This is a genomic window from Amycolatopsis mediterranei (assembly GCF_026017845.1).
In the GTDB taxonomy this organism is placed as follows: domain Bacteria; phylum Actinomycetota; class Actinomycetes; order Mycobacteriales; family Pseudonocardiaceae; genus Amycolatopsis; species Amycolatopsis mediterranei.
Map to the genome: position 1 here is coordinate 4,929,176 of NZ_CP100416.1, position 23,531 is coordinate 4,952,706.

The window sequence follows — 23,531 nt, forward strand, 5'->3', positions numbered from 1 at the left end:
GGCCCCGGGGGGGGCCGGCGGCCGGGGGGGCGCCGGGGGCGGGGGGGCCGTCAGGGGGGGGGGGCGGGGCCCGCCGGGGGGGGCCCCCCCCCCCCACACCCGGGCGGCCCGGGGGGGGGGGGGGCCCGCCCCCCGCCACCGGTTCCCTCAGAAGCCCGCCAGGCCGTTCGGCACCCCGACACCCGTTGGGGCGTCATAACCCGGGCCCGCGACGCACAGGTAGTCGCCGCCGCACTTCTTGCCCGCTCCGGCCGGGTCGTTGTGGCCCGCCGTCACGTCGGTGAACGAGCCAGCCTTGGCGTACACGTCCGCCGGCCCGATGGCCCCCGCGTGCCCGGACCGGCCGATCAGCCCCGCGATGAACGGCGCCGAAGCGCTCGTGCCGTTGACCGGGAGCCAGCCGCCCGCGTCCGCGTAGTGGATCGCGATGTCCTCGGCCGCCGCCGAGACGTCCGCGACCGTTCGCTTGCCGCAGTGGGCGTCCCGCTGCCACTTCGGCTTCGCGATGTACGCCGAACAGCCGCTGCCGCCGTAGGTCCAGGCCCGCTCCGCCCAGCCGCGCGGGGAGTCCGGGTCGCGGGCCAGCGACGTCCCGCCGACCGCGATCGTCGAGGCCAGGACCGCCGGGTAGCTCGCCGCCGTGAAGCCGGTGTCGCCGGAGGAGGCCACCACCGTCACGCCCGGGTGCCGGTAGTGGCTCGCGTAGGCCAGTGCCGCGCCGTTTTCCCGGGCGCCGTAGCTGTTCGACACCACCTTCGCACCCAGCCGCACCGCCGTGTCCGCCGTCTCCGCCAGGTCGGCGAACCCGGGCGAGTTGCCCTCCACGACCAGGATCCGGCACGACGGGCACGCCGCCGAAACCATTGATACGTCCAATGTGGACTCCAGGGTCCAGCCGAAGTTCGCCTCCGGCACCGGCGCGGCCGCACCCTGCTGGTTCACCTTGCGGAAGCAGCCGTTCGCCGTCGTGCACGGCGGCAGGCCGTACTGCGCGCGGTACGCGGCCAGGTCGGCCTCCAGGTTCGGGGCGTCGAAGGCGATCGAGATGCCGACGACGGTGTCCGACCCGGCCGAGGCGGGCAGCCCGTAGGCCGACGCCAGGTCGTCGCCACCCCAGCCGGCTGGGCCCAAGGCGCGCGCCGCGCCCGGCGTGTAGGTGGTGAGGCAGCGCAGCACGCCCGGCTGTTCTGGGCACGCCGCCCGCGGCGCCGGAGCCGCGCTCGCGGCCGGCGTGACCGCGCCGATCGCCGCCACGACGGCGGCCAGCACCACCGGCCATCTTCTGTTCACTGTGGACAGTCCCCTCATGACACGTAGACGTGGTAGGCGGCGGTGATCGTTTCGGCGATCGTCGCCCCGGCGGCGTCGGCCGCCGTGACGCGCACGGAGACGTCCGTGCCACGGAACGTCTCGGTGGTCGCGGTGAAGCCCGCGTGGAAGACGCCGTCGCCGCGGGCGGTGACGGTCGCGTCCTGCCAGGTCGTGCCGTCGGTCGAGTACTGCACCGTCGCGGCCGTCACCGGCGAACGGGTGCTCCGCTGCAGGTGCCCCACCGTGAGGTCCAGGCCCTGCGGACCGGACACTGTGGACCCGTCCGGCCGCAGCCCGCCGACCGCGTAGCCGAGCGTCAGCAGCGGTTCGACCGCACACTCCCGATCCGGCCCGTCCGCGCCGCGGGCGCAGTACAGCGTCGGTGGCAGGGTGACGCCTTCGACGTGCCGCGACGGCCACGTCCACTCGGTGTGGGTCGCGGTGCTCTGCCGGTACATCGGCCCGGTGCGCCCGGCGTCGATCGTCAGCCCCAGCGTCGACGGGCCGGGTGCGACCTCCTGGTCGAATTCGGCCGCGAAGGCACCCCGCGGACTGCCTTCGGCCAGGGTGGTGCCGTCCTGGGTGAACCGGTAGGACCCGGTGATGGTGTCCCGGGGCTCGCCGTAGAAGCCGAAACCGGTGTGGCCGGGCTGGTTGTCGCTGAACGGCGTGATCGCGATCCGCACCAGATCGCCCGCCCGCGTCGCGCCGGGCAGCGTGTACGCCCGGCCGTCGGTCAGCGGCAGCAGCGCCACCGCGCCCGCCGGGTGCAGCGGGAAGCGGTTCCAGTCCTCGGTGACCGAAGAGCCGCCCTGGTAGGTGTGGAAGGACTCGTACTGGCCGCCGGCCCAGCCGGGGAACGGCCCCGGCAGTACGTACTTCGAGAACCCGCCGAACCACGCCAGGTCCGGCGCGGCCGAGACGTATTCCGTCTGCTTCCGCGGCAGCTGGATCGGGTGCGACGGATGGCCGCTGACGTCCTCGAACGTGAACATCCCGCTGCGCTGGCGCAGGCCCAGCGAGGAGTACTCGCTGAAGTAGGTCGCGTCGACCGCGGCGACGTCCTTCGCCGTGACCACGTACCGCTGCTGCGGAATCACGCCGACGCTCGCCTTCTGCAGCACGTATTCGTACGGCGTGCCCGGCCCGGGCGGGGACACGAGCCTGCTGTAGGGGTAGGTCTGCAGCGCCCCGGTGCGCACCGGGGCGCCGGTGGGCGAAACCGAGATCGGCACGCCGGGCCCGGCGTCGAAGTCGACGAGCAGCGCCGGGCCGGTCTTGGCGGCCCGGCGGAACAGGAAGCCGGTGTCGTCGAGCAACGCCGGTCGCGGGGTCACCCAGGTCAGCTTGCTGGTCGCCCGCTTCGCGTCGACGCGGACGGTCGCGTCCCCCCGCACCGCGAACTCCGGCTGCGCGCTGAACCGCAGCTCGGTCGGGTTGCCGTCGGTGTCGGACGTCCAGAACACGCCGAGCGCGCTGTAGTTGCCGTCCGGCACGCTGAACTTGGCCGTCCCGCCGAAGAAGTAGTTGAAGTTCTCGTCGGGGGCGAGGGTGTCGCCGTCGTCGGTGTTGTAGAGGAACGCGATGCCGGTGTCGGCGGGCTTGCCCGCGATGTCCGTGGCGTCGAGCGACACGGTCCGCATCACCGACCGCGGCCGCACCGCCTGACGCTTCGGCGCTCCCTGGAGGGCGTACCGGACTCCTCCCGCGAACAGGCCCTGGCCGCCGAAGCGACCGCGCGCACTGTCCTCTTTGAACTGTTCGGCCAGTGCGGCGCCGAACGTCGCGGTGTCGACCGGCACCCGGGCGCCGGCCAGCAACGCCTTGACGTCGAACAGGCTCAGGTCGAGTCCGCGCCCCAGGTAGGGCAGCGCGGTGCCGGGCACCTCGTAGTCCCGGCCGCCGAGCCGCAGGTGCACCAGCGCCCGCGCCATGCCCTTGGCCGCGGCCGGTTGCACCTCGAACGTGTCCCGGCCGTCCGGGGTGGTCCCGACGGTCACCCGGTCCCCGGTGGGAAGCGTGACGGTCGGGGACGGCACCGCGGCGGCCGCGGACGGCGGGGCGAGCCCGGCCACGCCCGCCGCGCCGGCGAGCAAGACCGCGAACACCGAAAATTTTCTTCGCACTGGCACCTCCGTGTGGTGAGTGATCACCATTACGGACGGGCAGAGCGCCAGGACTGTTGAGCCGGATCACGATCTCCCGCGAATTACCGCCGATCGGCCCAGTGCGCTACTTCTTTCGCGCCTTCTCGACGGCTTCCACGAAGGCTTTCACCTTGGCGAGCTTGGGGTAGCCGTAGCGGAACGTGTTGCCCGGCAGTGCGTCGCACCCGGACGGCACGTTCGCGACGATCTCCGTGGACGCGTTCGGAGCCACGAAAACGACCTCGCCGGGGTCCCTCTTGGTGGCCTCCGTGTGCTTGACGTCGGTGAGCTTCGAGACCGGAACTCATGGGGGGTGTCCTTGGGCATGAATCCCCAGTACTTCGTGGCCACCATGAGCGTGACGGTCCGGCCGTCGAAGTGGATCGATCGGCGCCGGTCCCGGACGTGGTGGGGCTTCACGGGGCCTCCCGGTGGTCAGAGCGTCCGGCAGGTGAGCGCCGGCCGGGCGGCGTCACTTCCGTTCTGCGTCAGGGCGATCAGGCCGAACGTCGTGGTCGCGTCCGCGTCGAGCTTGGCGTTCCAGTCGGCGTTTTCGACCGTCACCGTCGAACCATCGACCGTGAAGGTGCCGTTCCACAAGCCGCTGATGCGGTGACCGGCGGGCAGCTGCCAGCGGACGCGCCAGCCGGACAGGCCCGCGGCCCGGTCGTTGCGCACCGTCACCTGCACCTGGTAGCCGCCGGGCCAGGAGTTCGTCACCTCGTAGCGGGCCGCGCAGCCCAGGTCGGCCGGCGTCGTCGGGGCCGGGCTCGCGGGCGTCGAAGCCGGGGGAGAGGCCGGGGGAACGGACGAGACCGGTGCGGCGACGGTCGTCGTGCCGCCGGGGACGAGCACCGTGCCGATCACCACGCCGAGGGCCAGCAGGACCGCGCCGGCGGCCGACGCCAGGACGAGCCGGCGCCGCGGGCGGCGGACGCGCAGCAGCCGGGTCCCGGCCCGCGGCCGCGGCCGGGGCGGCGGCAGCGGACGGCCGCCGGTGACCGCTTCGAACAGCTCCTGGACCTCCGCCATCGACGGGCGCGCTTCGGGATCCCGCTGCAGCATGCGGGTGAGCACCTCGGCGAGCGGCCCGCTGTGCCGCGGCGGGACGGTCTCCTCCTTAGCGATGCGCAGCAGGAGCGTGATCGTGTTGTCGTCGTTGCCGAACGGGGGAGCGCCTTCGAGCGCGCGGTAGAGCGTCGCCCCGAGGGAAAAGACGTCGGCCGGGAAGCCGGCTTCGTGGCCGCCGGCGACTTCGGGGGCCAGGTAGGCCGGCGTGCCCGCGATGAATCCGCCGCCGGTCACGGTGCCTTCCCCGGTGGCGCGGGAGATGCCGAAGTCGGCGATCTTGACGACGCCGGACTCCCCGAGCAGGACGTTGCCGGGCGTGACATCGCGGTGGACGACACCCTCGGCGTGGGCGGCCGCGAGCGCCGACGCGACCGGCAGGCCGATGCGCGCCACCTCCTCGGCGGGTAGGGTCTCCCGGTCGAGCAGGATCTCCGCCAGGCTGCGCGACGGCAGGTACTCCATCACCAGGTAGGGCCCGCCGGGCGCCTCGACGACGTCGTGCACCGTGATCGCGTGCGGGTGCCGCAGGCGCGCGGTCAGCCGCGCTTCGCGCAGGGCACGCCGGCTCGCCTGCTGACTGGCCGCCGGCCCGATGGCCGCGTCGTAGTCCAGCTGCTTGACCGCGACGACGCGGTCGAGCCGCTCGTCGCGGGCGCGCCAGATCACGCCCATCGATCCCTGGCCGATCCGTTCGGCCAGCCGGTAGCGCCCGGCGATCAGCTCTCCTGCGTCGGTCACGGCGACCTCCCCGGCCTTCCCCAGAGCACACGGATGCGGGTGGCGATCGGTTCGAGCCTAACGGCCTGCCCGCCGGTGTGCAGGCGAGCAGGCCGCGTCAAGCGCCGGGCCGGTGCAGCTGGTCCCAAGCCGGGACGTACGGGGTGAAGCGCAGCTTCATCCCGGCTTCGCCCGGCAGCTTGTCCGCCTTGCGGGCGTTGCAGCTGCGGGCCGTGCCCCCGCACGCGGCGACCGTGTTGAGCCAGTCGGTCCGGGCGCCGCCGCGGCTCAGCGGCGTCACGTGGTCGATCGTGGTGGCGCGCTGCCCGCAGTAGGCGCAGCGGTGGCCGTCACGGACCAGCACGCCGCGCCGGGACCAGCGCGGCGGCTGCGTATATCGCCACTTCATGACGACGTACCGCAGCAACCGCACGATCTTCGGGCGCGGGAACAGCCCGTAGGCGAGGCCCTCCTCGGCTTCGTGGATCTCCGCGACGTGGCGCACGAGCATGCGGATCGCGTGCGGGACCGAAACGGTCTGCAGCGGCTCGTAGCCGGCGTTCAGGACGAGCACCTTCACAGTGCACCTCTTTCGACGATGGGGACGCGGGAAGTCGGCTTCCCGCTTGTTTCGAATCATCGTCGCCGAGCGGCTTGACCTGCGTCAATCGTGTTTCACCGCAGGGGATGCGCGCGGAAGAACCGCGAAATCGCCGAGCGCCGTGGGCGTCGCGGAATCACGCCGCAGCCCATGCGTCCGGGCCCTCGAGCCGCCCTGATCGGCAGCGAGCGTGGCGCGGTCGGAACTGTCGGACCCGCTCGGTAGGATCGACCCGCCACCGGCCGCCGGACATGCGGAAAGGAATGGAAGTGACTGCCCCGATCGAGACGCTGGAGTTCCAGTCGGAAGCGCGTCAGCTGCTCCAGCTGATGATCCATTCGATCTATTCGAACAAGGACACGTTCCTGCGGGAGCTCGTGTCCAACGCCTCCGACGCCCTCGACAAGCTGCGGCTGGAGTCGTACCGCGACAAGGACCTCGAGGCGGACACGGCCGACCTGCACATCGCGATCGAGACCGATCCGGAGGCGCGGACCCTGACGGTGCGCGACAACGGCATCGGCATGACCCGCGAGGAGGTCGTCGCCCTGATCGGGACGATCGCCAAGTCCGGCACCGCCGATTTCCTGACCAAGCTCAAGGAGGCGAAGGACGCCGCGGCGTCGCAGGACCTGATCGGGCAGTTCGGCGTCGGGTTCTACGCGAGCTTCATGGTCGCGGACAAGGTCACCCTCGTGACGCGCCGCGCCGGCACCGCCGAGGGCGTCCGCTGGGAGTCGACCGGCGAAGGCACGTACACGATCCAGCCGGTCGAAGACGCGCCCCAGGGCACCGCGGTCACGCTGCACCTCAAGCCCGAGGACACCGAGGACCACCTCTACGACTACACGTCCGCGGCGAAGATCCGCGAGATCGTCAAGAAGTACTCCGACTTCATCACCTGGCCCATCCGGATGCGGGGCGACGGCGAAGACGCCGAGGTCGAGACCGTCAACTCGATGAAGGCGCTGTGGGCGCGCTCGTCGAGCGAGGTCAGCGAAGACGAGTACCACGAGTTCTACAAGCACGTCAGCCACGACTGGCAGGACCCGCTCGAGACGATCCGGCTGCAGGCCGAGGGCACCTTCGAGTACCAGGCGCTGCTGTTCCTGCCCTCGCACGCGCCGATGGACCTGTTCCTGCGGGAGCGCAAGCGCGGCGTGCAGCTGTACGTGAAGCGCGTGTTCATCATGGACGACTGCGAGTCGCTCGTTCCCGAGTACCTGCGGTTCGTCAAGGGCGTCGTCGACGCCCAGGACCTCTCGCTCAACGTCTCGCGGGAGATCCTGCAGCAGGACCGGCAGATCCAGCTGATCCGCCGTCGCCTGGTGAAGAAGGTGCTTTCGACGGTCAAGACGATGATGACCGCCGACGCCGAGAAGTACGCGACGTTCTGGCGTGAATTCGGCCGCGCGGTCAAGGAAGGCCTGCTCGACGACTTCGAGAACCGCGAAGTCATTCTCGAGATCTCGTCGTTCGCCTCGACGCACGACGCCGAGAAGCCGACTTCGCTGCGCGACTACGTCGAGCGGATGAAGGACGGCCAGCAGCACATCTACTACATGACCGGCGAATCGCGCTCGGCGATCGAGAACTCGCCGCACATGGAGGCGTTCCGGGCCAAGGGCTTCGAGGTGCTGGTGCTGACCGACCCGATCGACGAGATGTGGGTCGACTCGGTGCCGGGCTTCGACGGCAAGCAGTTCCAGTCGATCGCCAAGGGCCAGGTCGACCTCGAGTCGGAGGAAGACAAGAAGGCCACCGAGGTCGCCCGCGAACAGCAGAACAAGGACTTCGAGAGCCTGCTGACGTGGCTGGGGACGGCGCTGGGCGAGACCGTCAAGGAGGTCCGCCTGTCGTCGCGGCTGACGACGTCGCCGGCCTGCATCGTCGGCGACACACACGACCTGACCCCGACGCTGGAGAAGATGTACCGCGCGATGGGGCAGGAGCTGCCCCCGATCAAGCGCATCCTCGAGCTCAACCCGGAGCACGGACTGGTCAGGGGGCTGCGCGAGGCGCACGCTTCCCGGCCGGACGACGAGGGCCTGGCCGAAACGGCCGAGCTGCTCTACGGCATGGCACTGCTGGCCGAAGGCGGCGAACTGGCCGACCCGTCGCGGTTCATCAAGCTGCTGGCCGGCCGGCTGGAGAAGACGCTCTGAGGTGCGGCCCGGGCGGGTGCGAATCCGCCCGGGCTCACGGGGCCGCGTTCATCAGGTCCAGTGCGCTCTGCTGCCGGGCCGCGTCGGGCTGGTCGAACGGGCCCGCCCACATCAGCCCGTACGCGTCCGCGCTGTTCCGGTCGTTCGCGTACGCCGAATTCGCCTGCCGCTGCAGGTAGGCCGTGTACGGATGATCCGCCAAGGCCGCGTTCAGCGCCGCGAGGTCCCGGACGTACACGCCCTTGAACGTCGGGCCGTCGCCCCCGCCCCCGCCGGCCGTCTCGCCCGGGTCGCGCAGGATCCCGCCCGGGTTGAGTGACGCGTTCGTCGTCGACGCGTTCGCCATCGCGCGGGCCTTCGTCAGCAGGCTCGCGTCGCCGGTGGCGCGGGAGAGCTCGGTCAGCGCCGTCAACGGCACGCCCTGATTGTACGACCACACCGCCTGGCCGTTGTTCGCGCACGTGGACGTGGTCAGGCCGTCGTTGACCAGGTTCGAGCCGTTGATCATCCCGCTGCCGGCGAACCAGCTCCAGCCCGCCCGGGCTCGCGACAGGTACACCGAGTCGCCCGGGATCCGGTTGTGCAGCGCCGCGTTCAGCTGGATGTACAGCGAGTTCGGAATGGCGTTCTTGTAGGTGCGGCTCGTGCTCCACCAGACCCCGCCGCCGCAGACGCCGTCCCAGTACGCGTACATGTGGTCCGCGTCCGCTCGGGCGGTGTTCAGGTACTTGCCGTCGCCCGTCAGGTCGTAGGCGTCCACCCACGCCAGGCCCCACCAGCCCGTGTCGTCGAGGTAGTCGTTGCGGAACTGGCCGCCCTGGGTCGCGAGGTTCTTCGTGTACGTCGTGTCGATCGCATAGCGGTAGCTGCCCATGCCGCTGATCCGGGCGTTGTCGATCACCGCGGTGATCGCGTTCGCCGAGTTCCACCACCCGGTCGTGTCGAACAGGCCGGTGCCGAGGTTGTAGCGCTCCATCAGCGCCGTCGCGGCCGCGGTGCGGCGGTCCCACGCGTTCCAGGTCGGACGGGCCCAGCCGGTGCAGGCGATGGTCCCCGACCCCGCGGGCTGCCCGCACGCGCGCAGCAGCCCGACCCCCTTGTTCGCCCAGTCGTCGGCGTTGTACATCAGCGTCCGCCAGCCCGTCGCCCCGGACGGTGTCGCGGTGTCGCCGAGCTTGCTGCCCGACGCCCACGTGCGCCCGGCGTCGAACGAGCGGTCCAGCCAGACGTGGTCGCCGGCGCCGCCACCGGTGATCGCCGCCCAGCCCATGGCGTCGCCGTCGTCGAGGTGCAGGGAGATCCGGCGGCCGCCGACGCCGGCCGAGGAGCCTTCGCGGTCGCCTGGCGACGATGCGGGATCCCTCGCGTCGCAGTACTTGTTGCAGATCGTCGCGAGCGGCGCGACGGACGGCGCCGGTGTCGGCGTGGCCGCAAGGGCCAAGGCCATCAGGGAGACGAGGAAGTGCATCGGTCACCTTCCGCGCTGAAGGGCGATGCTCCCATTGTGCCGAGCCGATATTATTGGTCCAGTCCCTTACCGGGACAGGTTCCGGACAGGAATTCACGCCCGCCGCGAGCTCAGCAGCAGCAGGCACAGCACCGCGATCGCGGTGACGAACCCGGCGACCAGCAGCATCGGGTTCAGGGTCGCCGGCGTCGCCGCGGTCGCCTGCTGGACCGCGGGCGGCTGTTCGGTGACCGGAGCGGCCGGGGCGACGGCGGCCGCGGACGTGGCCGCCGGGGCGGTGCCCGCCGAAGGAGCGTTCGGCGGCGGAGTGCTCGCGGGCGGTGTGGTGGCCACCGGCACCGCGCCGGCCGCGGTCCGTGACGGCAGCGGCCGGGAAGCCGTGCTCGGCGGCGCGGTCGTGGGCGCCGGCAGCACCGTCACCGAGGCCCGCATGTCGGGGTGCACCGAGCAGTAGTACTGGTACGTGCCCGCCTGCCGGAACGTGTAGCTCCAGCTCTGCCCGGCCGAAAGCTGCGGGCTGCGGAACGCGACCGGCGCGCTCGTCGTGACGACGTCGTGCGGGGCTTCGTCGTGCTGCATCCAGGTGACCGTGTCGCCGACCCGGACGGTCAGCGCGGCGGGGGAGAAGGCGTAGCCCTGCATCATGACCTGCTGCGTCGCCGCGGCGGCCGGGCTCCCGAGCGGCAGGTTCAGGAACACGAGCAGGCCGGCCACGGCCAGGGCGGCGCGCCTCATCGGACGAACTCGATCGCGATCTCGACGCGCAGCCGGCGCCGGGCCAGCAGCCGCACGAGCGGGCCCGCGTGCCGCGGCTTCCGGCGGGCCGGGAGAACGACCCCGGCGGCCCAGACGACGAGGCCGTGCTCGTCCCGGTGCCGCACGTCGCCGCGCAGGCGCACCGCGCGCCCGGCCACACTGCCTTCGACGACGAACGGGTCCTCGGCGACCTCGTCGGCGGTGAAGGTGAGTTCGTCGCCGCGGCACGCCCTGCGGAGGAAGGGGATCCCGGTCCGCAGCGAGCCGGGGTCGAAGGTGACCGTGAGCGCCGAGCCGGGCGTCCAGTGCCCGCCGGTCGCGGTGAGCCGGCCGCGGACCAGGGGCGGACGCGGGGAAATCTCGATGACGCAGCGGTCGCGGCGCAGGGTGTAGCCGGTCCGGGGCAGGACGGCGGTGTCGGACATGAAGAGTGGCCTCCGGGGATGGGAGCGGGTGGCCCGGCCGGGAACCGGGCCACCCGTGACGACGGCGAGCGTCAGCAGCTCGCCTGGTTCAGCAACGGAGTGAGCACGTTCTCGAGCCACACCGTGTGCGTCTTGATGTACTGGTCGAGGTTCAGCAGGTCGGTCACCTGCTGGCCCAGCGACTCCTCGAGGTGTGCGCTCTTGATGTGCGCGATGATCGGCGCGAGCGTGTCGGTCGCGACCTGGCCCGCCGATCCGTCGAACACCGGGGCGAGCACGGTTTCCAGCCAGACCGTGTGGGTCTTGAGGTACTGGTCCAGGTTGAGGATGTCCTGCACCTGCTGACCGGGTGAGGTCTCCAGGTGCGCGCTCTTGATGTGGTCGAGGATCGGCTGCAGGACCGCCTTCGGCACGCAGGAGCCGCCGCCGGCCGGGGTGGACGGCATCGGCATCGAGTGGGTCGGCGCCGAGGTCGGTGCGGACGTGGGTGCGGAGGTCGGGGCCGACGTCGGCGGAGCCGTGGTGGGCACGGATCCGGTGACGGTGACCGTGGCCTTCATGTCCGGGTGGATCGAGCAGTAGTACGAGTACTTGCCCGCCTTGGTGAAGGTGTGGCTGAAGGTCTGACCGGTCTGCAGGGTCGGCGAGGTGAACTTCTCCGGCCCGTCGGTGACCACGATGTTGTGCGGCGCGGTGTCGTGGTTGGTCCACGTCACCGTGTCCCCGACGTCGATCGTGAGGTCGGCAGGCGAGAACTTGTAGCCCATGGCGTCGACCGACTTGGTGGACGGCGCCGCGGCCGGGGCGGCGGCCCCGCCCGCCTGTTCCTGCGCGAGTCCCTGGTACAGCGGGACGGCGAGGGGACCCTGCTGGGCCAGTGCGGCGAGGTCGACGTTCGCGGCCTGGCTCGGCGCGGCCTGCTCGGTCTGGCCGCCGCGCAGCGTGGCGAGACTGAACAACGCCGTCGCCAGGGCGAGGATCGCCACGGCGACCGGCCAGCTCCGCCGTCGCCGCACCACCTCCGGCTGCTCGGGGGCGGTGGGGGTGGGGTTGTCCATCGAGGACTCCTTTCACAGGGCCATCAGCGGCCGGGGCTGGCCGTGACGAGGAAGCTCGCCGCGAGGAGGACCACGAGCACGAGCGTGGTCTCGGCGGCGACGGAATGGACGAAGGGGCGGACGGTGGCGGCGTCCCCGCGCAGCACGACCGCGAAGTCGAGGCGACGGCCCACCCAGCTGCGGCTGACCTGCGCGGCCAGCAGCACGACGGCGAGCACGCCCAGCTTGACCAGCAGCGTCCGCCCGTAGGCCGTGCCGAACACGCGGCCGACGCTGCCGACGGTCTGCCACGCGAGCACGATGCCCGCGGCGACCACGACGGCGACCGACGTCATCGCCAGCTTCGAGTAGCGGGGGATCACCGAGGCGAGCTCTTCGGGGTCACGGCGGGCCAGGACGCCGAACAGCAGCACGGCCAGCCCGCCGATCCACGCCGAAGCGCCCGCGAGGTGAGCGAAGTCCGCCAGCTGCGTCAGCCAGGGCCGGGTGCTCTCCACCGCGTGGCCGGTGAGCCCGGTCGTGCGGAGCAGCCCGAGCAGGATCGCCCCGGCCCCGACCCGCCAGGGCAACGCCGTGGCCGCGTCCCGGCCGCGTTGCAGCAGCCAGGCCAGCACCACCCCGCCGAGCAGCCACAGCAGCGCCCTGGCGAACCAGATGCGCCCGAACTGGCTGTCCAGCGCCTGGCCGAGCAGGTCCCAGGCCAGGAAGTCGCCGGGCGGGCGTTGCGCGGCCCACGCCGCCTGCAGGCCCAGGCCGGCGAGCGTGCCGGCCAGGCCGAGGACCCAGCCGGTGACCAGCACCGAACGGGCCCCGCGGTGGCCGGCGCCGGCGGGCCAGAGCACGGCCAGGAACAGCAGGCCGCCGGCGAACAGCGTGAGACCGGCGTAGTCGACGGTGCGGGCGAGCACGTACCACGCCTTGACGGGCTCCACCGCCTCACCGTCCACTGGGGACGGTCGGGACGGTGGTGGCGGCGGGCACCATTGCCGGCTCCAGGCCGCCGTCGCCCGTGCGGCAGTAGCCGAGGACGAGCGCGCCGACCCCGGTCGGCCCGGTCACCCCGAGCCCGGTGGTGACCGCGCCGAGCAGCGGAAGGCCGCCGACGGTGTCCAGGACCTGTTGCGGCACACCGGCTTGGCACGCCGGCACGTCGGGTCCCGGCGGCGGGGGGATCGGCGTCGTCGGTGGGGGGACCGGCGGGGGAGGTGCGGTGCCGGGCTCGGGGGATCCCGGATCCGGGGCCGGGACCACGCCGCTGTCGCCGGGCATCGACGGCATCGACGGGATCGACGGGATCGGGTCCGCCGGCTGGTTGCCCACCGGGATCGCGGGCAGCGGGGACACCGGACCGCCCGTGGGCAGCTGCCCGGCCGGAAGTGGTTGCGCGCCCGGGGTTTGCGGTGTGACGGGGTGGCCGCCGTCCGCGACCACGGGTGGAGTGGCCGCGGCGGTGCCCGGCCGCAGGCCGAGGCCGGAGGCGTAGCCGACGACGACCACGACCGCGCCGGCCAGGCCGGCGGCGATGACGTGGTCACGGCGCAGGGCGGGTCCTCGCACGGTTTCGTCCTCCAGAAAACGGGAATTCGCTCGCGGGGAAACGGCAATTCCGGAGCGGCGGGGAAAGAACGGGATGTGGGAGCAATAAACCAGCCGGCACGTTTCGCGGGGTGATCTTCACGTGAAGGCCAGGTTAAGTCGAGCGGCCCGCGAACGGCGTTGCGCGGTGAGTTGCTGGGCCGAAAGCCGGTTCTGCTGGGCTGTTCGGGTGGCCAGACGGGCAAACTGTCGGAGTAGCTGCCCGGTTTGCCCGATCCGGGGATGGCGACGCGCCGCGGCGGTGAGAATTGGTTAACACAGCCGTTTCACGGCCTCCCGTCATGACCCCGGATCCGCTCGCTACGGTTCCGGCATCGCTCGAATTCCCGAGAAGGCGAGAAAACATGACTTCCCGCTGGTCTTTCACGGTCCGGATGGCCGCCGCCCTGGCGGCGGCCGGCGGCGCGGCGCTGCTGTGCGCCCCCGCGGCGGACGCGCACAGCGTCCTGGTGTCCAGTTCGCCGGCCGCGGATGCGTCGGTTGCCGCAGGCCCGGCCGAGGCCGTGCTCGAGTTCAACGAGCCGGTGGAAAACCGGTTCACCGAACTCGCGGTGCTCGGGCCCGACGGGACTTCGCACTGGGAGGCCGGCCCGGCGTCCGTTGTGGACGCCCGGGTCTCCGCGCCGCTGCGTCCGCTCGGCCCGGCCGGGGCCTACACCATCCGGTACCGGGTCACCTCCGCCGACGGCCACCCGGTCTCCGGCACCGTCGGATTCCGGCTCACCGTGGCGGGCCCGGCGGCGGCGGTGCCGGCCGTCGCGGCGGTGGCGCGCCCGGACGGGGACGGCCCGATGCCGCTGTGGCCGTGGCTCACCGGCGGTGCCGTCCTGCTCGGCACCGGGTTCGCGGTGGCCAGGCGGCTGAGCCGCGCGGACGCTTGAGGCCGTGACCGGGCGGGTATCCCGCGCCCATGACGAATCTCGACGACACCACGACCGCGAAGCTCGACGAATTCGTGCTCGCCCGGCTCGCGGAGGACGAAGAGCGCGTCCGGGCGGGTGAACTGTCGCTGATCGACGAGGCCGAGCGGCGCGGGCGGCTGCGGATCATGTACGCCGACGACGGCGACGGCCTGCTGCTGGCCGGCGGGCCGGTCGAGGCGATGGAGGACCGGCACCCGGTGCCGTTCGCCGAGAAGGCCGAGTTCCTGCGCCGCGAGATCCGCGACGTCCACGACGACAACTCCGTCAAGCTCATCGCGTCGGTGTACGAAGCCCACCCCGACTGGCGCGACGAGTGGCGCCCGTGACCTGATGCCCGCGCGGCAGGCCGGTCCGCGGATCTTCGCCGACCGGGAGGACGGCGGCCGCCGGCTGGCGAGCGAGCTGCGGCGCCGGGCCTGGGCCGACCCGGTCGTGCTCGGGCTCGCCCGCGGCGGCGTGCCGGTGGCCGCCGTCGTCGCGCGGCGGCTCGGTGCCGAACTGGACGTCGCGGTCGCCCGCAAGATCGGGGCGCCGGGCCACCGCGAGTACGGCGTCGGCGCGGTCACCCCGGACGGCCCGGCGATCTACGACGAGGCCGGTCTGCGCGCGCTCGAACTGACCGCCGCGCGGATGGCCCGGGCCGAAGCCCGGGAACGGGCGGAGGCGCGCCGCCGGCTCGAGCGTTACCGCGCCGGCCGCGCGCCCGCCGGTCTCACCGGCCGTGACGTCCTCCTCGTGGACGACGGGCTCGCGACCGGCGTCACCGCGACGGCCGCGCTGCGCGACCTCCGTGCGGCCCGGCCGCGCACGCTCGTCTTCGCGGCACCCGTCGCCGCCCCGGGCGCGGTCACGCGGTTGCTGGGCGAAGCCGACGACGTCGTCTGCGTCGCGGAACCGCCGGAGTTTCGCGCGGTCGGCCAGTGGTACGCCGATTTCCGCCAGCTGGGCGACGACGAGGTGCTGGACCTGCTCACTTCGTGACCCGGCGGGTTCCACAGAGGACCGCCGGTGACGTGCTGCTCCACTCGGGGTGCCCCGGGTTGACCCTGTGGGTGACGGGGTATCACCCGATGGGGCACCGACCGAAGGGGCGGGAGCGGGATGAGCGAACGGGACGGGCTCGGCGCGGCGGCGCGCGGGCTGCGGCAGTACCTGCTGGCCGTCGCGGCCAAGCTGGACGCACCCGCCTGGTTCTGTGAAGTGGACGTCCCGGCCGGTGCGTACGTCGCGCTCGAGCGGCGGCTCGCGCGGTTCCCGGACCACGAGACCGCGCTGCTGTGGGACGAACGCGACGGCTGGGCCGCGGCGGTCGAGTCGGCCACCGGCGACGACCTCATCGTGCTGGCCTACCTGGGCGAGGACGTGCTGCCCCCGCCCGAAACCGTCGTGGAGTTCGTGACCGGCCTGTACGGCGAGAAGTACCCGGGCCGGCCGGATCCCCCGGATTTCCGCAGACCCGGCACCGCGGACGGCTTCGACGAACGCTTGGCCGCCTACGCCGGCGACCCGGTCGGCCAAGCCTGACCCGGCCGGCTCCGGCTGTCGAGCCGAGCACGCACTGCCCGGCCGAACCAGGTGAACACCGGTCCCGGATCCGGGACCGGAGGCCAGCCGTTGACGGCGGCCACCAACTGCCAGTACCGCGTGACGCGACGATCGTCGGCGACATCGAGCCGTTCGAGGATCCACCGCTTCAGCTGGTCGTCGTCGGCCTTGCCGAAGGTCTCGGCGTAGCGCGCAGTGAGCGAAGCGACGATGTCGCCGGCCTGCTCGGAGTCCGGGGCGATCCCCGCGGCGAGCGCTCGGCCGACGTCTTCGCGCACGGCCTCGGTCAGGTCGTGGTGCAGGCCGGTCGTGTCTCCGTCGGCGCGCTGGGCCGCCTGGTACTCGGCCATCCGCCGCACAGCGGCCCGGAAGCCGGTGTCCTGGACCAGTTCCACGAGCTCCATCCACGCCTCGACCTGTTCGGGGGTGGCGTCTTCGGGTAATTCGGGCATGGTCGAACGCAGCAGTTCCACCATGGCCGGATTGGCGTCGACACCGCCGAAGGTGTCGTCGACGAAATCGTGGATGAAGCGGCGCCGTTCGGCATCGGACAGGTTCACCAGTTTGTGCATCAGATCCATCTCCCGAGGGGTCGATTCCCGCTTCGCGACCGCGGTCAACACCGCCCGCCGCAGGCGCAGCGCCCGGATCTGCACGTCGAGGGCGGCTGCGTGCGCCGCGGCGACCTCGGCCAGCGAAGTTTCGCCGGCCAGCACGCGCCGGACCGTGGCCAGGTCGATGTCCAGCTCACGAAGCGTGCGGACCAGTTCCAGCCGAGCCAGGGCAGCCGCGTCGTACAGGCGGTAGCCGGCCGCGTTGTGCCAGGTCGCCGGAACGATCCCCTTGTCGGAGTAGAACCGGATCGTCTTGACGGACAGCCCGGTCCGCGCGGCCAGAGCCCCGATCGTGAGGAGGTTCTCGTCGTCCATGTCCCCAAGCCTGCCGTCTCCCCCTGAGGGAGACTCAACTCAGCGTCAGCGGGCCGGCAGCACGCAGAATTCGTTCCCCTCGGGGTCGGCGAGCACGATCCACGGGTCGTCGTCCGGATCGTCGAGGACCTTCGCCCCGAGCATCACCAGGCGTTCGACCTCCGCCCGCTGGTCACCAGCCACCGGCGCCAGGTCGAGGTGCAGCCGGTTCTTGACGGTCTTTTCCCCGGGTACCGGCTGAAACAGCAGCGCCGGTCCGTCGGCGAAGTCGACCTGGCGGTACGTCAAGCCGTGGGAGTCGGTCCACGTGCGGGTCTTTCCGCTACCCAGCGCCGCGGCCCAGAACTCGGCCAGCAGGTCCGGCTGACGGCAGTCGATCGCCACGGCCAGGATGCGCGCCGCCGTCATGACTCCGCCACGATCCGGTTGATGGCTTCGGCGACCAGCTCCGGTTCGGACACCGTCACCGTCAGCCCCGGGTGGCGGACCAGCCCCCACGGATCGATGCCGCGGACGGGCTCCCGGAACCGGAGGCACACGCCGCCCCGGGTCGTCGTTCCGAAAGTCAGGCCACGGTCGGCGAGCGAAAGCCGGACACCGAAGACGCGGAGAGCACGGTACGGGCCAGTGGCTTCCGCCCCGGCGAGGTTGCTCAGCGGCGTTTCGACCAGCCACGGCCCGAACCGGACGCGCAGGCCGGTGGCGTCCAGTTCCAGCCCGGCTCGCGGGCCCAGGATCCGGCGCACCCACGGGGATCCGACGGCGAAGTCGGCGTGGAGCCGGTAGTGCACGACGACGGCCGGCTCGGTCGTGCTCATGCGCCGCCGCCCCACGGCGGGACGTCTTCTTCGCGGTGCATGGGGACCTCCTTCACACGGTGTCCTTCCCCGGCTACCCGGTGATCGCAAGCCGAAACGACCGGGATCATCGGGAGCGCGCGGCATTGCGGTTGACCGCGCGCGCCGCGAGGATGCCGAGCACCAGCGCGGCGGCCGCGGTCAGCCCGTGCAGCCAGTTGTCCGCCCAGTTCAGGTTGATCGGGTCCTCGGGGTTGACGATCGCGGTGGCGAGGATGCCGTAGGCGGTCATCCCGGTGAAACCGATGAACAGCACCCAGCAGTAGATGATCGCGCCGGTGCGCCGGGTCGCGGCGAGCAGCCCGAGCACCCCGACCGCCGTGTGGACGAGGTTGAGCAGCGGGGTCACGCTGAAGATCCAGACCGCGCGGCTGGTTTCGTGGCCGACCGCGGCGGTTTCCGGGGTCAGGAACCCGGCGATGCCCAGCGCGAGGTAGAGCAGCCCGAGGACGGCGACGACCGGGCGGAGCCAGGACGCTGCGGTCCGGGAGCGGGTTTCGGCGGACGACATGGGGTGTTCTCCTTCCCTCCGCGGCCGGATACCCGTCGCATGGGGGCGGAAACGGACAAGGGGAAGGGCCGGACGGCGGGCTGGGGGGACCGCCGCCCGGCCCACGGCCGGGACCCGCGCCGGTCCCTGCAGCCGGGACGCGGGCCCCCGGTCTCAGGGGGAACGCCAGTCGTGACCGCGGTAGGCGGTGCCGTGCTGGGCACCCATCAGCAGCAGGCCGCCGTCGACGACGAGCGACGTGCCGGTGATGTAGCCGGCCGCCGGGGTCGCCAGGAACGCGACCGCGGCCGCCACCTCGGCCGCGTGGCCGGGGCGACCCAGCGGGATGCCGGGCCGGTCCTGTCCGCGCGGGTCGGCGTCGGTCTGGCCGGTCATCGGCGTCGAGATTTCGCCGGGTGCCACGGAGTTCACGGTGATGCCGTGCTCGGCCAGCTCCAAGGCGAGCACCTGGGTCAGCGCGCCCGCCCCGGCCTTCGCGGCGCAGTAGGGCGCGGCGCCGACCCGGGGCACGTGCTCGTGGACGCTGGTGATCGTGATGATCCGGCCGCCGTGCCCGGCGTCGATCATGTGTCGGGCCGCGCGCTGCGAAAGCAGGAAGACGCCGTCCAGGTCGACGTCGAGGACCTGGCGCCACTTCTCGTAGTCGAGGTCCATGGCGAGCTCGCTGCTGCCGGTGCCGGAGCAGTTGACCAGGACGTCGATACCGCCGAGGTCTTCCGCGAAGGCGTCGATGACGTCGGCGGCGCCGGGCAGCTCGGTCAGGTCGAGCTGCCGGACGTGCGCGGTCACGCCGTGCGAACGGACCTCCGCGGCGGTTTCCTCCGCGCCGTCGGCGTCGGAGTGGTAGGTGATGCCGACGTCCAGGCCACCACCGGCGAGGGCAACGGCGACCGCGCGGCCGATGCCGGAATCGGCACCGGTGACGACGGCGCGCCGGGGCGAGGCCGCTTCCGCGGGCAAGGGGGCCGGGAGCGACACGGGCATCTCCTTTCGTCAACCGTCGGCTACCACCCCCGCCGGGGACTAAACGCGGCGCCGGCGTGTGCCGGCCGGAAGGCGGGGTAACCGAGCTGTTCCCGAACGGAAGGAGAGCTCCCGTGAGCAAGCCGAACCCGATCGAGCTGCAGAAGTACCTGTCCGGCGTGGACTACCCGGCGAAGCGAGACGACCTGGTGCGGGCCGCCGAGAAGAACGGTGCCGACTCCGGCACGTTGGACGTCGTGCGCGGCCTGCCGGACCGGACCTACGAGGGGCCCAGCGGCGTGAGCAAGGAGATCGGCGGCTGACGCCGGTCGTCTTGAATGACTCATTCCTGGCGTCCGACGCCAGGAATGAGTCATTCATTGCGTTGCGGCGGCCGGGATCGGCGAGACGACTCCCGGCAGGGCGAGGGCCGTCACCGCGCGGCAGACGTCGGCGGGGTCGATCGTGTCGAGGCAGGGGTGGCCAGGGACCGGGCAGACGCGGGCGCGGGTGGCGCGGCAGGGGGCGTGCTGGTCGCCGAGCACCACCGTGGGGACACCGTAGGGGGCCCACCGCTCCTGCGGCACGACCGGGGCGAACAGCGAAACCACCGGCGTGCCGGCTGCCGCGGCCAGGTGCGAGGGGCCGGTGTTGGGCGCCACCACCACGCGGGCGCCGGACAGCACCGCCGCCAGCTCCGGCAGGGACGTCCGGCCCCCGAGGTCGACCGCCGACGTCCCGGCCACCTCCTGGGTCAGCGCGCGCTCCGACGGCGCCCCCGTCACGAGCACCCGATGCCCGTCGGCGGCCAGGGCCCGCACCGTCTCGCGGCTCCAGGCCGCCGAGGGCTGGCGGGCGGGCACCGACGCCGCGGGGTGCACCACGACGTACGCCCCGCCGCCGGTCAGCCGGGCGGTGTTCGGCAACGGGCGCCGCAGCGCCAGAGCGCCGTGGTCGTCCGGCGGCAGCGAAAACCCGGCCGCTTCGGCGAGCGACAGCATGCGGACCGGCTCCGGCGGATCGCCGTCGACGCGGTGGCGCAGGTCGAGCAGGCTGCCCGGGTAGTCCTCGGAGATCGCGCCGATCCACGGCACGCCGGCCTGGCGCAGCAGCAGCGCCAGCGGCAGCGGGGACTGGTGGAACGACGTCAGGATCAGCGCGCGGTCGAACGACTTCGCCCGGATCAGCGCCACGAACGCACCGGTGTCCTCGGCGGTCACCGGCGGCGGCTCGGGGTCGATCCAGGGAGCGGTCCAGGTGAGCACGTCGGCCACGCCCGGCAACAGTTCGCCGGCGGCACGGCCGTGCGGTCCGGTCAACAGCGTCACCTGCGCCCCGGACGCCGCGACCGCGCGGACGCAGGGCCCGGCGAGCAGGACGTCCCCGAGGTTGTCCTGGCGGGCGACGAGCACCCGGGTCATCCGGCGACCCCGGCGACGCGCAGCGCCTCGGACAGGTCGCGGGCGACGGCGGCGTGCTGTCGGGCCCGGGCGATCTCGGGCTCGAGCGTGCGGTGCGTCGGGACCAGCACCGCGCGGGCGCCGGCGGCGAGCGCGGCGTCGACGTCGGCGCCGGTGTCGCCGATGACCACGCAGGACGCGGGATCGACGCCGAGCTCGCCGGCGGCCCGCAACACCATGCCGGGGGCGGGTTTGCGGCACGCGCAGCCGTCGCCGTCGTCGTGGACGCAGACCTGCCAGGTGCCGAACGGGCCGAAGAGTTCCTGGACGCGGGCGTTCACCGCGTCGAGCTGCTCGGGGGTGATGAGTCCTTTCGCGACACCGGACTGGTTGCTCACCACCCCGACCGGGATGCCGCGCTCCCGCAGCCCGCGCACCAGCTCGACCGCGCCGGGCACCGGGCGGACGCCGTCCGGGTCGTTGAGGTAGGGGACGTCGACGATCAGCGTGTCGTCCCGGTCGAACAGCACCGCGACCTCGGGCCGCGGCCGCCGGGCCGCGAGCTCCCCGCGCAGCCGGTGGTAGCACGCGGCGGGCGGGATCAGGGCGCTGGTGACGACCATGCGCGCCACTTCGCCGGGCGTCCGCGGGCCCGGCACGATCCGGCGGGTGGCGAACTCCGCCGTCAGCCCGGCCCACACACCGGCCGCGAGCAGTGCCTTGCCGCGCTGCCGCAGCAGAGGCAGCGCGAGCGCGGCCAGACCGGCCACTGTGGACAGTGCGTGCAAGCCGAGCCTGCCGTGCCCGGCGCCGGTGCGCTGCCGCCAGAGGACGCCGTGCTTGGCCCGCATCAGCGCGTTGTCGGCGTTGCCGCGCTGGGCTTTCAGGCTGTAGAAGAACCCGGCCCGCCGGGCCGGGTGCGTGGTCAGCCGTTCGCCCTGGTCGATCCGGTGCCCGGCTTCGGCGACCCGCAGGGCCAAGTCGGAGTCTTCGCGGAACGCGCGCGGGAACCGCTCGTCGAAGCCGCCCGCTTCGACGAGCGCGTGGCGGCGGTAGGCCATGTCGGCGGTGATCCACCGGGCGTGCTCGAGGCCCGCCGTGCTGCGCTCGTCGTCGGTGGGCCGCCGGTCCGCGGGCAGCGGGACGGTGATCCGGCCCTGGGAGGCGGCCACCTCCGGCGGCAGCGAGCCGAGGTCGGCGGCCAGCTGCCGCGGCCAGTCCGGAGCGAGCACGACGTCGTCGTCCACGAACGCGATCCACTCGCTCTTCGCGGTGCGCCAGCCGAGGTTCCGCGCCGCCGCCGGCCCACGCCCGCCCGAGCGGAGCACGCGCACGCCGGCGGGGACGTCCAGCCCGGACCCACCCGGGCGGTCGTCGACGACCAGGATTTCCGCCGGCCGCGGCTCCGGCCCGCCGAGGAGGGTTTCCAGGAGTGGCCGAAGCGTCTCGCGGCCCGTCGTGGGGATCACCACGGTGTAGTCGAGCGAAGCAGTCACGGGAACCGGATACCCGAGGCGGAGGTGATCAAACGGCGTGTCGAAGCCGTCGCCCGCGGGTAACCGGCGAGCGACGAGAAGGAGGTGCGGATGACCGCGGGGACGATCGAAATCCGGAACCCGGCCGACGGCAGCGTGGTGGGCACTGTGCCGGCCGCGGGCGAGGCCGAGATCGACACGGCGCTCGCGCTGGCCCGCCGGACCCGGGTGCAGTGGGCCCGGACCCCGGCCGCCGAACGCGGAGCGCTGCTGCACACCGCGGCGGAACGCCTGCGGGCCCACGCCGACGAGCTGGCGAAGACGAACGAAGCGGAGACCGGCAAGCCCCGGGACGAAGCCCGCGAAGGCGTGCTCGCCGGTGCGGGCACGTTGGCCCAGTACGCCGAGCTCGGGCCGGTCCACCGCGGCCGCAGCCTGCTCGGCGACGTCGGTGCGACGGATCTGATGGTGCCCGAGCCGCGCGGCGTGGTCGTGGCGCTCACCCCGTGGAACGACCCGGTCGCGGTCGCCTGCGGGCTGGTGGGGGCGGCGCTGGCCACCGGGAACCCGGTGGTGCACAAGCCGAGCGAGCGCGCACCGCACACCGGGCAGCTGCTCGGCGAGGTGCTCGGCGGCGTCTTCCCGGAGGGCGTGCTGCAGACCCTGCACGGCGACGGCGGGGTCGGCGCGATCCTGGCCATGCGTGACGACGTCGACGTCATCGCCCACGTCGGCAGCACGGCGACCGGCCGGTCGATCGCCGCGAGCGCGGCCGCGACGGGCGCGAAGACGTTGCTGGAGAACGGGGGCAACGACCCGCTGGTGATCGACGAAGACGTCGACCCGGCGTGGGCGGCCGGCCAGGCGGCACTGGGGGCGTTCGCCAACTCGGGCCAGATCTGCGTGGCGGTCGAGCGGATCTACGTGTGCGCGGCGGTCGCCGAGCCGTTCCTGGCGGCGCTCGTGAAGGAGGCCGAGTCGCGGACGCTGGCCCCGCTGGTGGACCGGCGGCACCGCGACCACGTGCACTCCCACGTGTCGGACGCGATCGCTCGTGGCGCCCGGCTGCTGACCGGAGGTGCGGTCCCGGACGGCCCCGGAGCGCACTACCCGGCGACGGTCTTGACCGGCTGCGCGCCCGATTTGCGGGTGATGACGGAAGAGACGTTCGGCCCGGTGGCGCCGGTCCGGGTGGTGGAGAGTTTCGACGAGGGCCTGACCGAAGCGGCCAGGGGTGACTACGGACTGGCGGCGACGGTGCTGACGGCCTCGATGGCCCACGCGCAGCGAGCGTGGCGCGAGCTGCCGGCGGGGACGGTCAAGGTGAACAACGTGTTCGGCGGAGCCCCGGGCGGAGCGGCACACCCCCGCGCCCGCAGCGGCAACGGGTACGGCTACGGGCCGGAGCTGCTCGACGAGATGACCCAGACGAAGCTCGTGCACATCGCTCCGCCCGCATGACCGGACAGCGCGAAAGACGGGGAGGGCGCCGGCCGGGGGAGCCGGGGGAGGCGGACCGGACAGGCCGGCCGGAGAGGGGCGCGGGCTCCTCGCCGGACGGCCAGCGGCACGACCGCACCCCCGCGGGCCCGGACCCTCGCCCAGCGCGAGGC

Annotated in this window: 25 protein-coding genes; 7 read left to right on the forward strand and 18 right to left on the reverse strand. The window is 72.9% G+C overall.

The window, feature by feature from the left end:
• Positions 1–147: 147 nt before the first annotated feature.
• From ISP_RS22730 to ISP_RS22750, 5 genes are all read right to left on the reverse strand, one after another.
• Positions 148–1,290 (reverse strand): S53 family peptidase, encoded by a 1,143-nt coding sequence (locus ISP_RS22730; RefSeq protein ID WP_230468898.1) that lies wholly within the window; start codon positions 1,288–1,290, stop codon positions 148–150.
• Positions 1,291–1,304: 14 nt separating this feature from the next.
• On the reverse strand, positions 1,305–3,419 hold the full coding sequence (locus tag ISP_RS22735) for a hypothetical protein (RefSeq protein WP_013226089.1): 2,115 nt from the start codon (positions 3,417–3,419) through the stop codon (positions 1,305–1,307).
• Positions 3,420–3,543: 124 nt separating this feature from the next.
• A complete protein-coding gene (locus ISP_RS22740) occupies positions 3,544–3,690 on the reverse strand; it encodes a hypothetical protein (RefSeq protein WP_014467080.1) in 147 nt (48 codons plus the stop codon).
• 203 nt (positions 3,691–3,893) lie between these two features.
• On the reverse strand, positions 3,894–5,267 hold the full coding sequence (locus tag ISP_RS22745) for a protein kinase domain-containing protein (protein ID WP_013226090.1): 1,374 nt from the start codon (positions 5,265–5,267) through the stop codon (positions 3,894–3,896).
• A gap of 97 nt (positions 5,268–5,364) precedes the next feature.
• Entirely contained in the window at positions 5,365–5,826 is a 462-nt protein-coding gene (locus ISP_RS22750; protein ID WP_013226091.1) for an HNH endonuclease, read from the reverse strand.
• Positions 5,827–6,116: 290 nt separating this feature from the next.
• Here ISP_RS22750 and htpG point away from each other — a divergent pair, with 290 nt between their 5' ends.
• Complete coding sequence (gene htpG, locus ISP_RS22755; protein ID WP_014467081.1) at positions 6,117–8,012, forward strand: molecular chaperone HtpG; 1,896 nt, start codon at positions 6,117–6,119, stop codon at positions 8,010–8,012.
• A gap of 34 nt (positions 8,013–8,046) precedes the next feature.
• On the opposite strand, the gene ISP_RS22760 is transcribed toward htpG, so the two are convergent.
• The 6 genes from ISP_RS22760 to ISP_RS22785 form a co-directional block, all read right to left on the reverse strand.
• Positions 8,047–9,480 (reverse strand): glycoside hydrolase family 76 protein, encoded by a 1,434-nt coding sequence (locus ISP_RS22760; RefSeq protein WP_013226093.1) that lies wholly within the window; start codon positions 9,478–9,480, stop codon positions 8,047–8,049.
• Between the two features lie 93 nt (positions 9,481–9,573).
• Positions 9,574–10,215: a cupredoxin domain-containing protein gene (locus ISP_RS22765; RefSeq protein ID WP_013226094.1), complete on the reverse strand. Its 642-nt coding sequence runs from the start codon at positions 10,213–10,215 to the stop codon at positions 9,574–9,576.
• Positions 10,212–10,661, reverse strand: a complete 450-nt coding sequence (locus ISP_RS22770; RefSeq protein WP_013226095.1) for a hypothetical protein — start codon at positions 10,659–10,661, stop codon at positions 10,212–10,214. Before ISP_RS22770 ends, ISP_RS22765 begins: the two co-directional genes overlap by 4 nt.
• 71 nt (positions 10,662–10,732) lie before the next feature.
• Positions 10,733–11,719: a cupredoxin domain-containing protein gene (locus ISP_RS22775; RefSeq protein ID WP_013226096.1), complete on the reverse strand. Its 987-nt coding sequence runs from the start codon at positions 11,717–11,719 to the stop codon at positions 10,733–10,735.
• A gap of 23 nt (positions 11,720–11,742) precedes the next feature.
• Positions 11,743–12,651, reverse strand: a complete 909-nt coding sequence (locus tag ISP_RS22780; RefSeq protein WP_013226097.1) for a copper resistance D family protein — start codon at positions 12,649–12,651, stop codon at positions 11,743–11,745.
• 4 nt (positions 12,652–12,655) lie between these two features.
• Positions 12,656–13,276 (reverse strand): hypothetical protein, encoded by a 621-nt coding sequence (locus ISP_RS22785; RefSeq protein ID WP_013226098.1) that lies wholly within the window; start codon positions 13,274–13,276, stop codon positions 12,656–12,658.
• Positions 13,277–13,659: 383 nt separating this feature from the next.
• Here ISP_RS22785 and ISP_RS22790 point away from each other — a divergent pair, with 383 nt between their 5' ends.
• From ISP_RS22790 to ISP_RS22805, 4 genes are all read left to right on the forward strand, one after another.
• A complete protein-coding gene (locus ISP_RS22790; RefSeq protein ID WP_013226099.1) occupies positions 13,660–14,196 on the forward strand; it encodes a copper resistance CopC family protein in 537 nt (178 codons plus the stop codon).
• 29 nt (positions 14,197–14,225) lie between these two features.
• The gene (locus ISP_RS22795; RefSeq protein WP_013226100.1) at positions 14,226–14,564 is read left to right on the forward strand and encodes a DUF6221 family protein; all 339 of its coding nucleotides are present in this window, start codon (positions 14,226–14,228) and stop codon (positions 14,562–14,564) included.
• A 4-nt stretch (positions 14,565–14,568) separates the two neighbouring features.
• Positions 14,569–15,219: a phosphoribosyltransferase gene (locus ISP_RS22800; RefSeq protein ID WP_013226101.1), complete on the forward strand. Its 651-nt coding sequence runs from the start codon at positions 14,569–14,571 to the stop codon at positions 15,217–15,219.
• A 120-nt stretch (positions 15,220–15,339) separates the two neighbouring features.
• On the forward strand, positions 15,340–15,762 hold the full coding sequence (locus tag ISP_RS22805; RefSeq protein ID WP_013226102.1) for a DUF6292 family protein: 423 nt from the start codon (positions 15,340–15,342) through the stop codon (positions 15,760–15,762).
• Here the strand turns inward: ISP_RS22805 and ISP_RS22810 are convergent.
• From ISP_RS22810 to ISP_RS22830, 5 genes are all read right to left on the reverse strand, one after another.
• Positions 15,732–16,712 carry a MerR family transcriptional regulator gene (locus ISP_RS22810; RefSeq protein WP_013226103.1) on the reverse strand — a complete coding sequence of 327 codons (981 nt, stop codon included), beginning with the start codon at positions 16,710–16,712 and terminating at the stop codon, positions 15,732–15,734. The genes ISP_RS22805 and ISP_RS22810 overlap by 31 nt on opposite strands.
• A 45-nt stretch (positions 16,713–16,757) precedes the next feature.
• Positions 16,758–17,120 (reverse strand): VOC family protein, encoded by a 363-nt coding sequence (locus tag ISP_RS22815; protein ID WP_013226104.1) that lies wholly within the window; start codon positions 17,118–17,120, stop codon positions 16,758–16,760.
• On the reverse strand, positions 17,117–17,530 hold the full coding sequence (locus ISP_RS22820) for a hypothetical protein (protein WP_230468899.1): 414 nt from the start codon (positions 17,528–17,530) through the stop codon (positions 17,117–17,119). Before ISP_RS22820 ends, ISP_RS22815 begins: the two co-directional genes overlap by 4 nt.
• A gap of 106 nt (positions 17,531–17,636) precedes the next feature.
• Positions 17,637–18,080, reverse strand: coding sequence for a DUF4383 domain-containing protein (locus tag ISP_RS22825; RefSeq protein ID WP_013226106.1), 444 nt, complete (start codon positions 18,078–18,080; stop codon positions 17,637–17,639).
• A gap of 153 nt (positions 18,081–18,233) precedes the next feature.
• Complete coding sequence (locus ISP_RS22830; protein ID WP_013226107.1) at positions 18,234–19,058, reverse strand: SDR family oxidoreductase; 825 nt, start codon at positions 19,056–19,058, stop codon at positions 18,234–18,236.
• Between the two features lie 119 nt (positions 19,059–19,177).
• Here ISP_RS22830 and ISP_RS22835 point away from each other — a divergent pair, with 119 nt between their 5' ends.
• Positions 19,178–19,366 carry a DUF2795 domain-containing protein gene (locus ISP_RS22835; protein ID WP_013226108.1) on the forward strand — a complete coding sequence of 63 codons (189 nt, stop codon included), beginning with the start codon at positions 19,178–19,180 and terminating at the stop codon, positions 19,364–19,366.
• Between the two features lie 54 nt (positions 19,367–19,420).
• On the opposite strand, the gene ISP_RS22840 is transcribed toward ISP_RS22835, so the two are convergent.
• Both ISP_RS22840 and ISP_RS22845 read right to left on the reverse strand, forming a co-directional pair.
• Positions 19,421–20,464, reverse strand: coding sequence for a glycosyltransferase family 9 protein (locus tag ISP_RS22840; protein ID WP_013226109.1), 1,044 nt, complete (start codon positions 20,462–20,464; stop codon positions 19,421–19,423).
• A complete protein-coding gene (locus tag ISP_RS22845) occupies positions 20,461–21,939 on the reverse strand; it encodes an HAD-IIIA family hydrolase (protein ID WP_013226110.1) in 1,479 nt (492 codons plus the stop codon). The genes ISP_RS22840 and ISP_RS22845 overlap by 4 nt, the downstream gene beginning before the upstream one ends.
• Before the next feature lie 90 nt (positions 21,940–22,029).
• Between ISP_RS22845 and ISP_RS22850 the strand changes: the two genes are divergently transcribed.
• Positions 22,030–23,379, forward strand: coding sequence for an aldehyde dehydrogenase family protein (locus ISP_RS22850; RefSeq protein WP_013226111.1), 1,350 nt, complete (start codon positions 22,030–22,032; stop codon positions 23,377–23,379).
• Positions 23,380–23,531 lie beyond the last annotated feature (152 nt).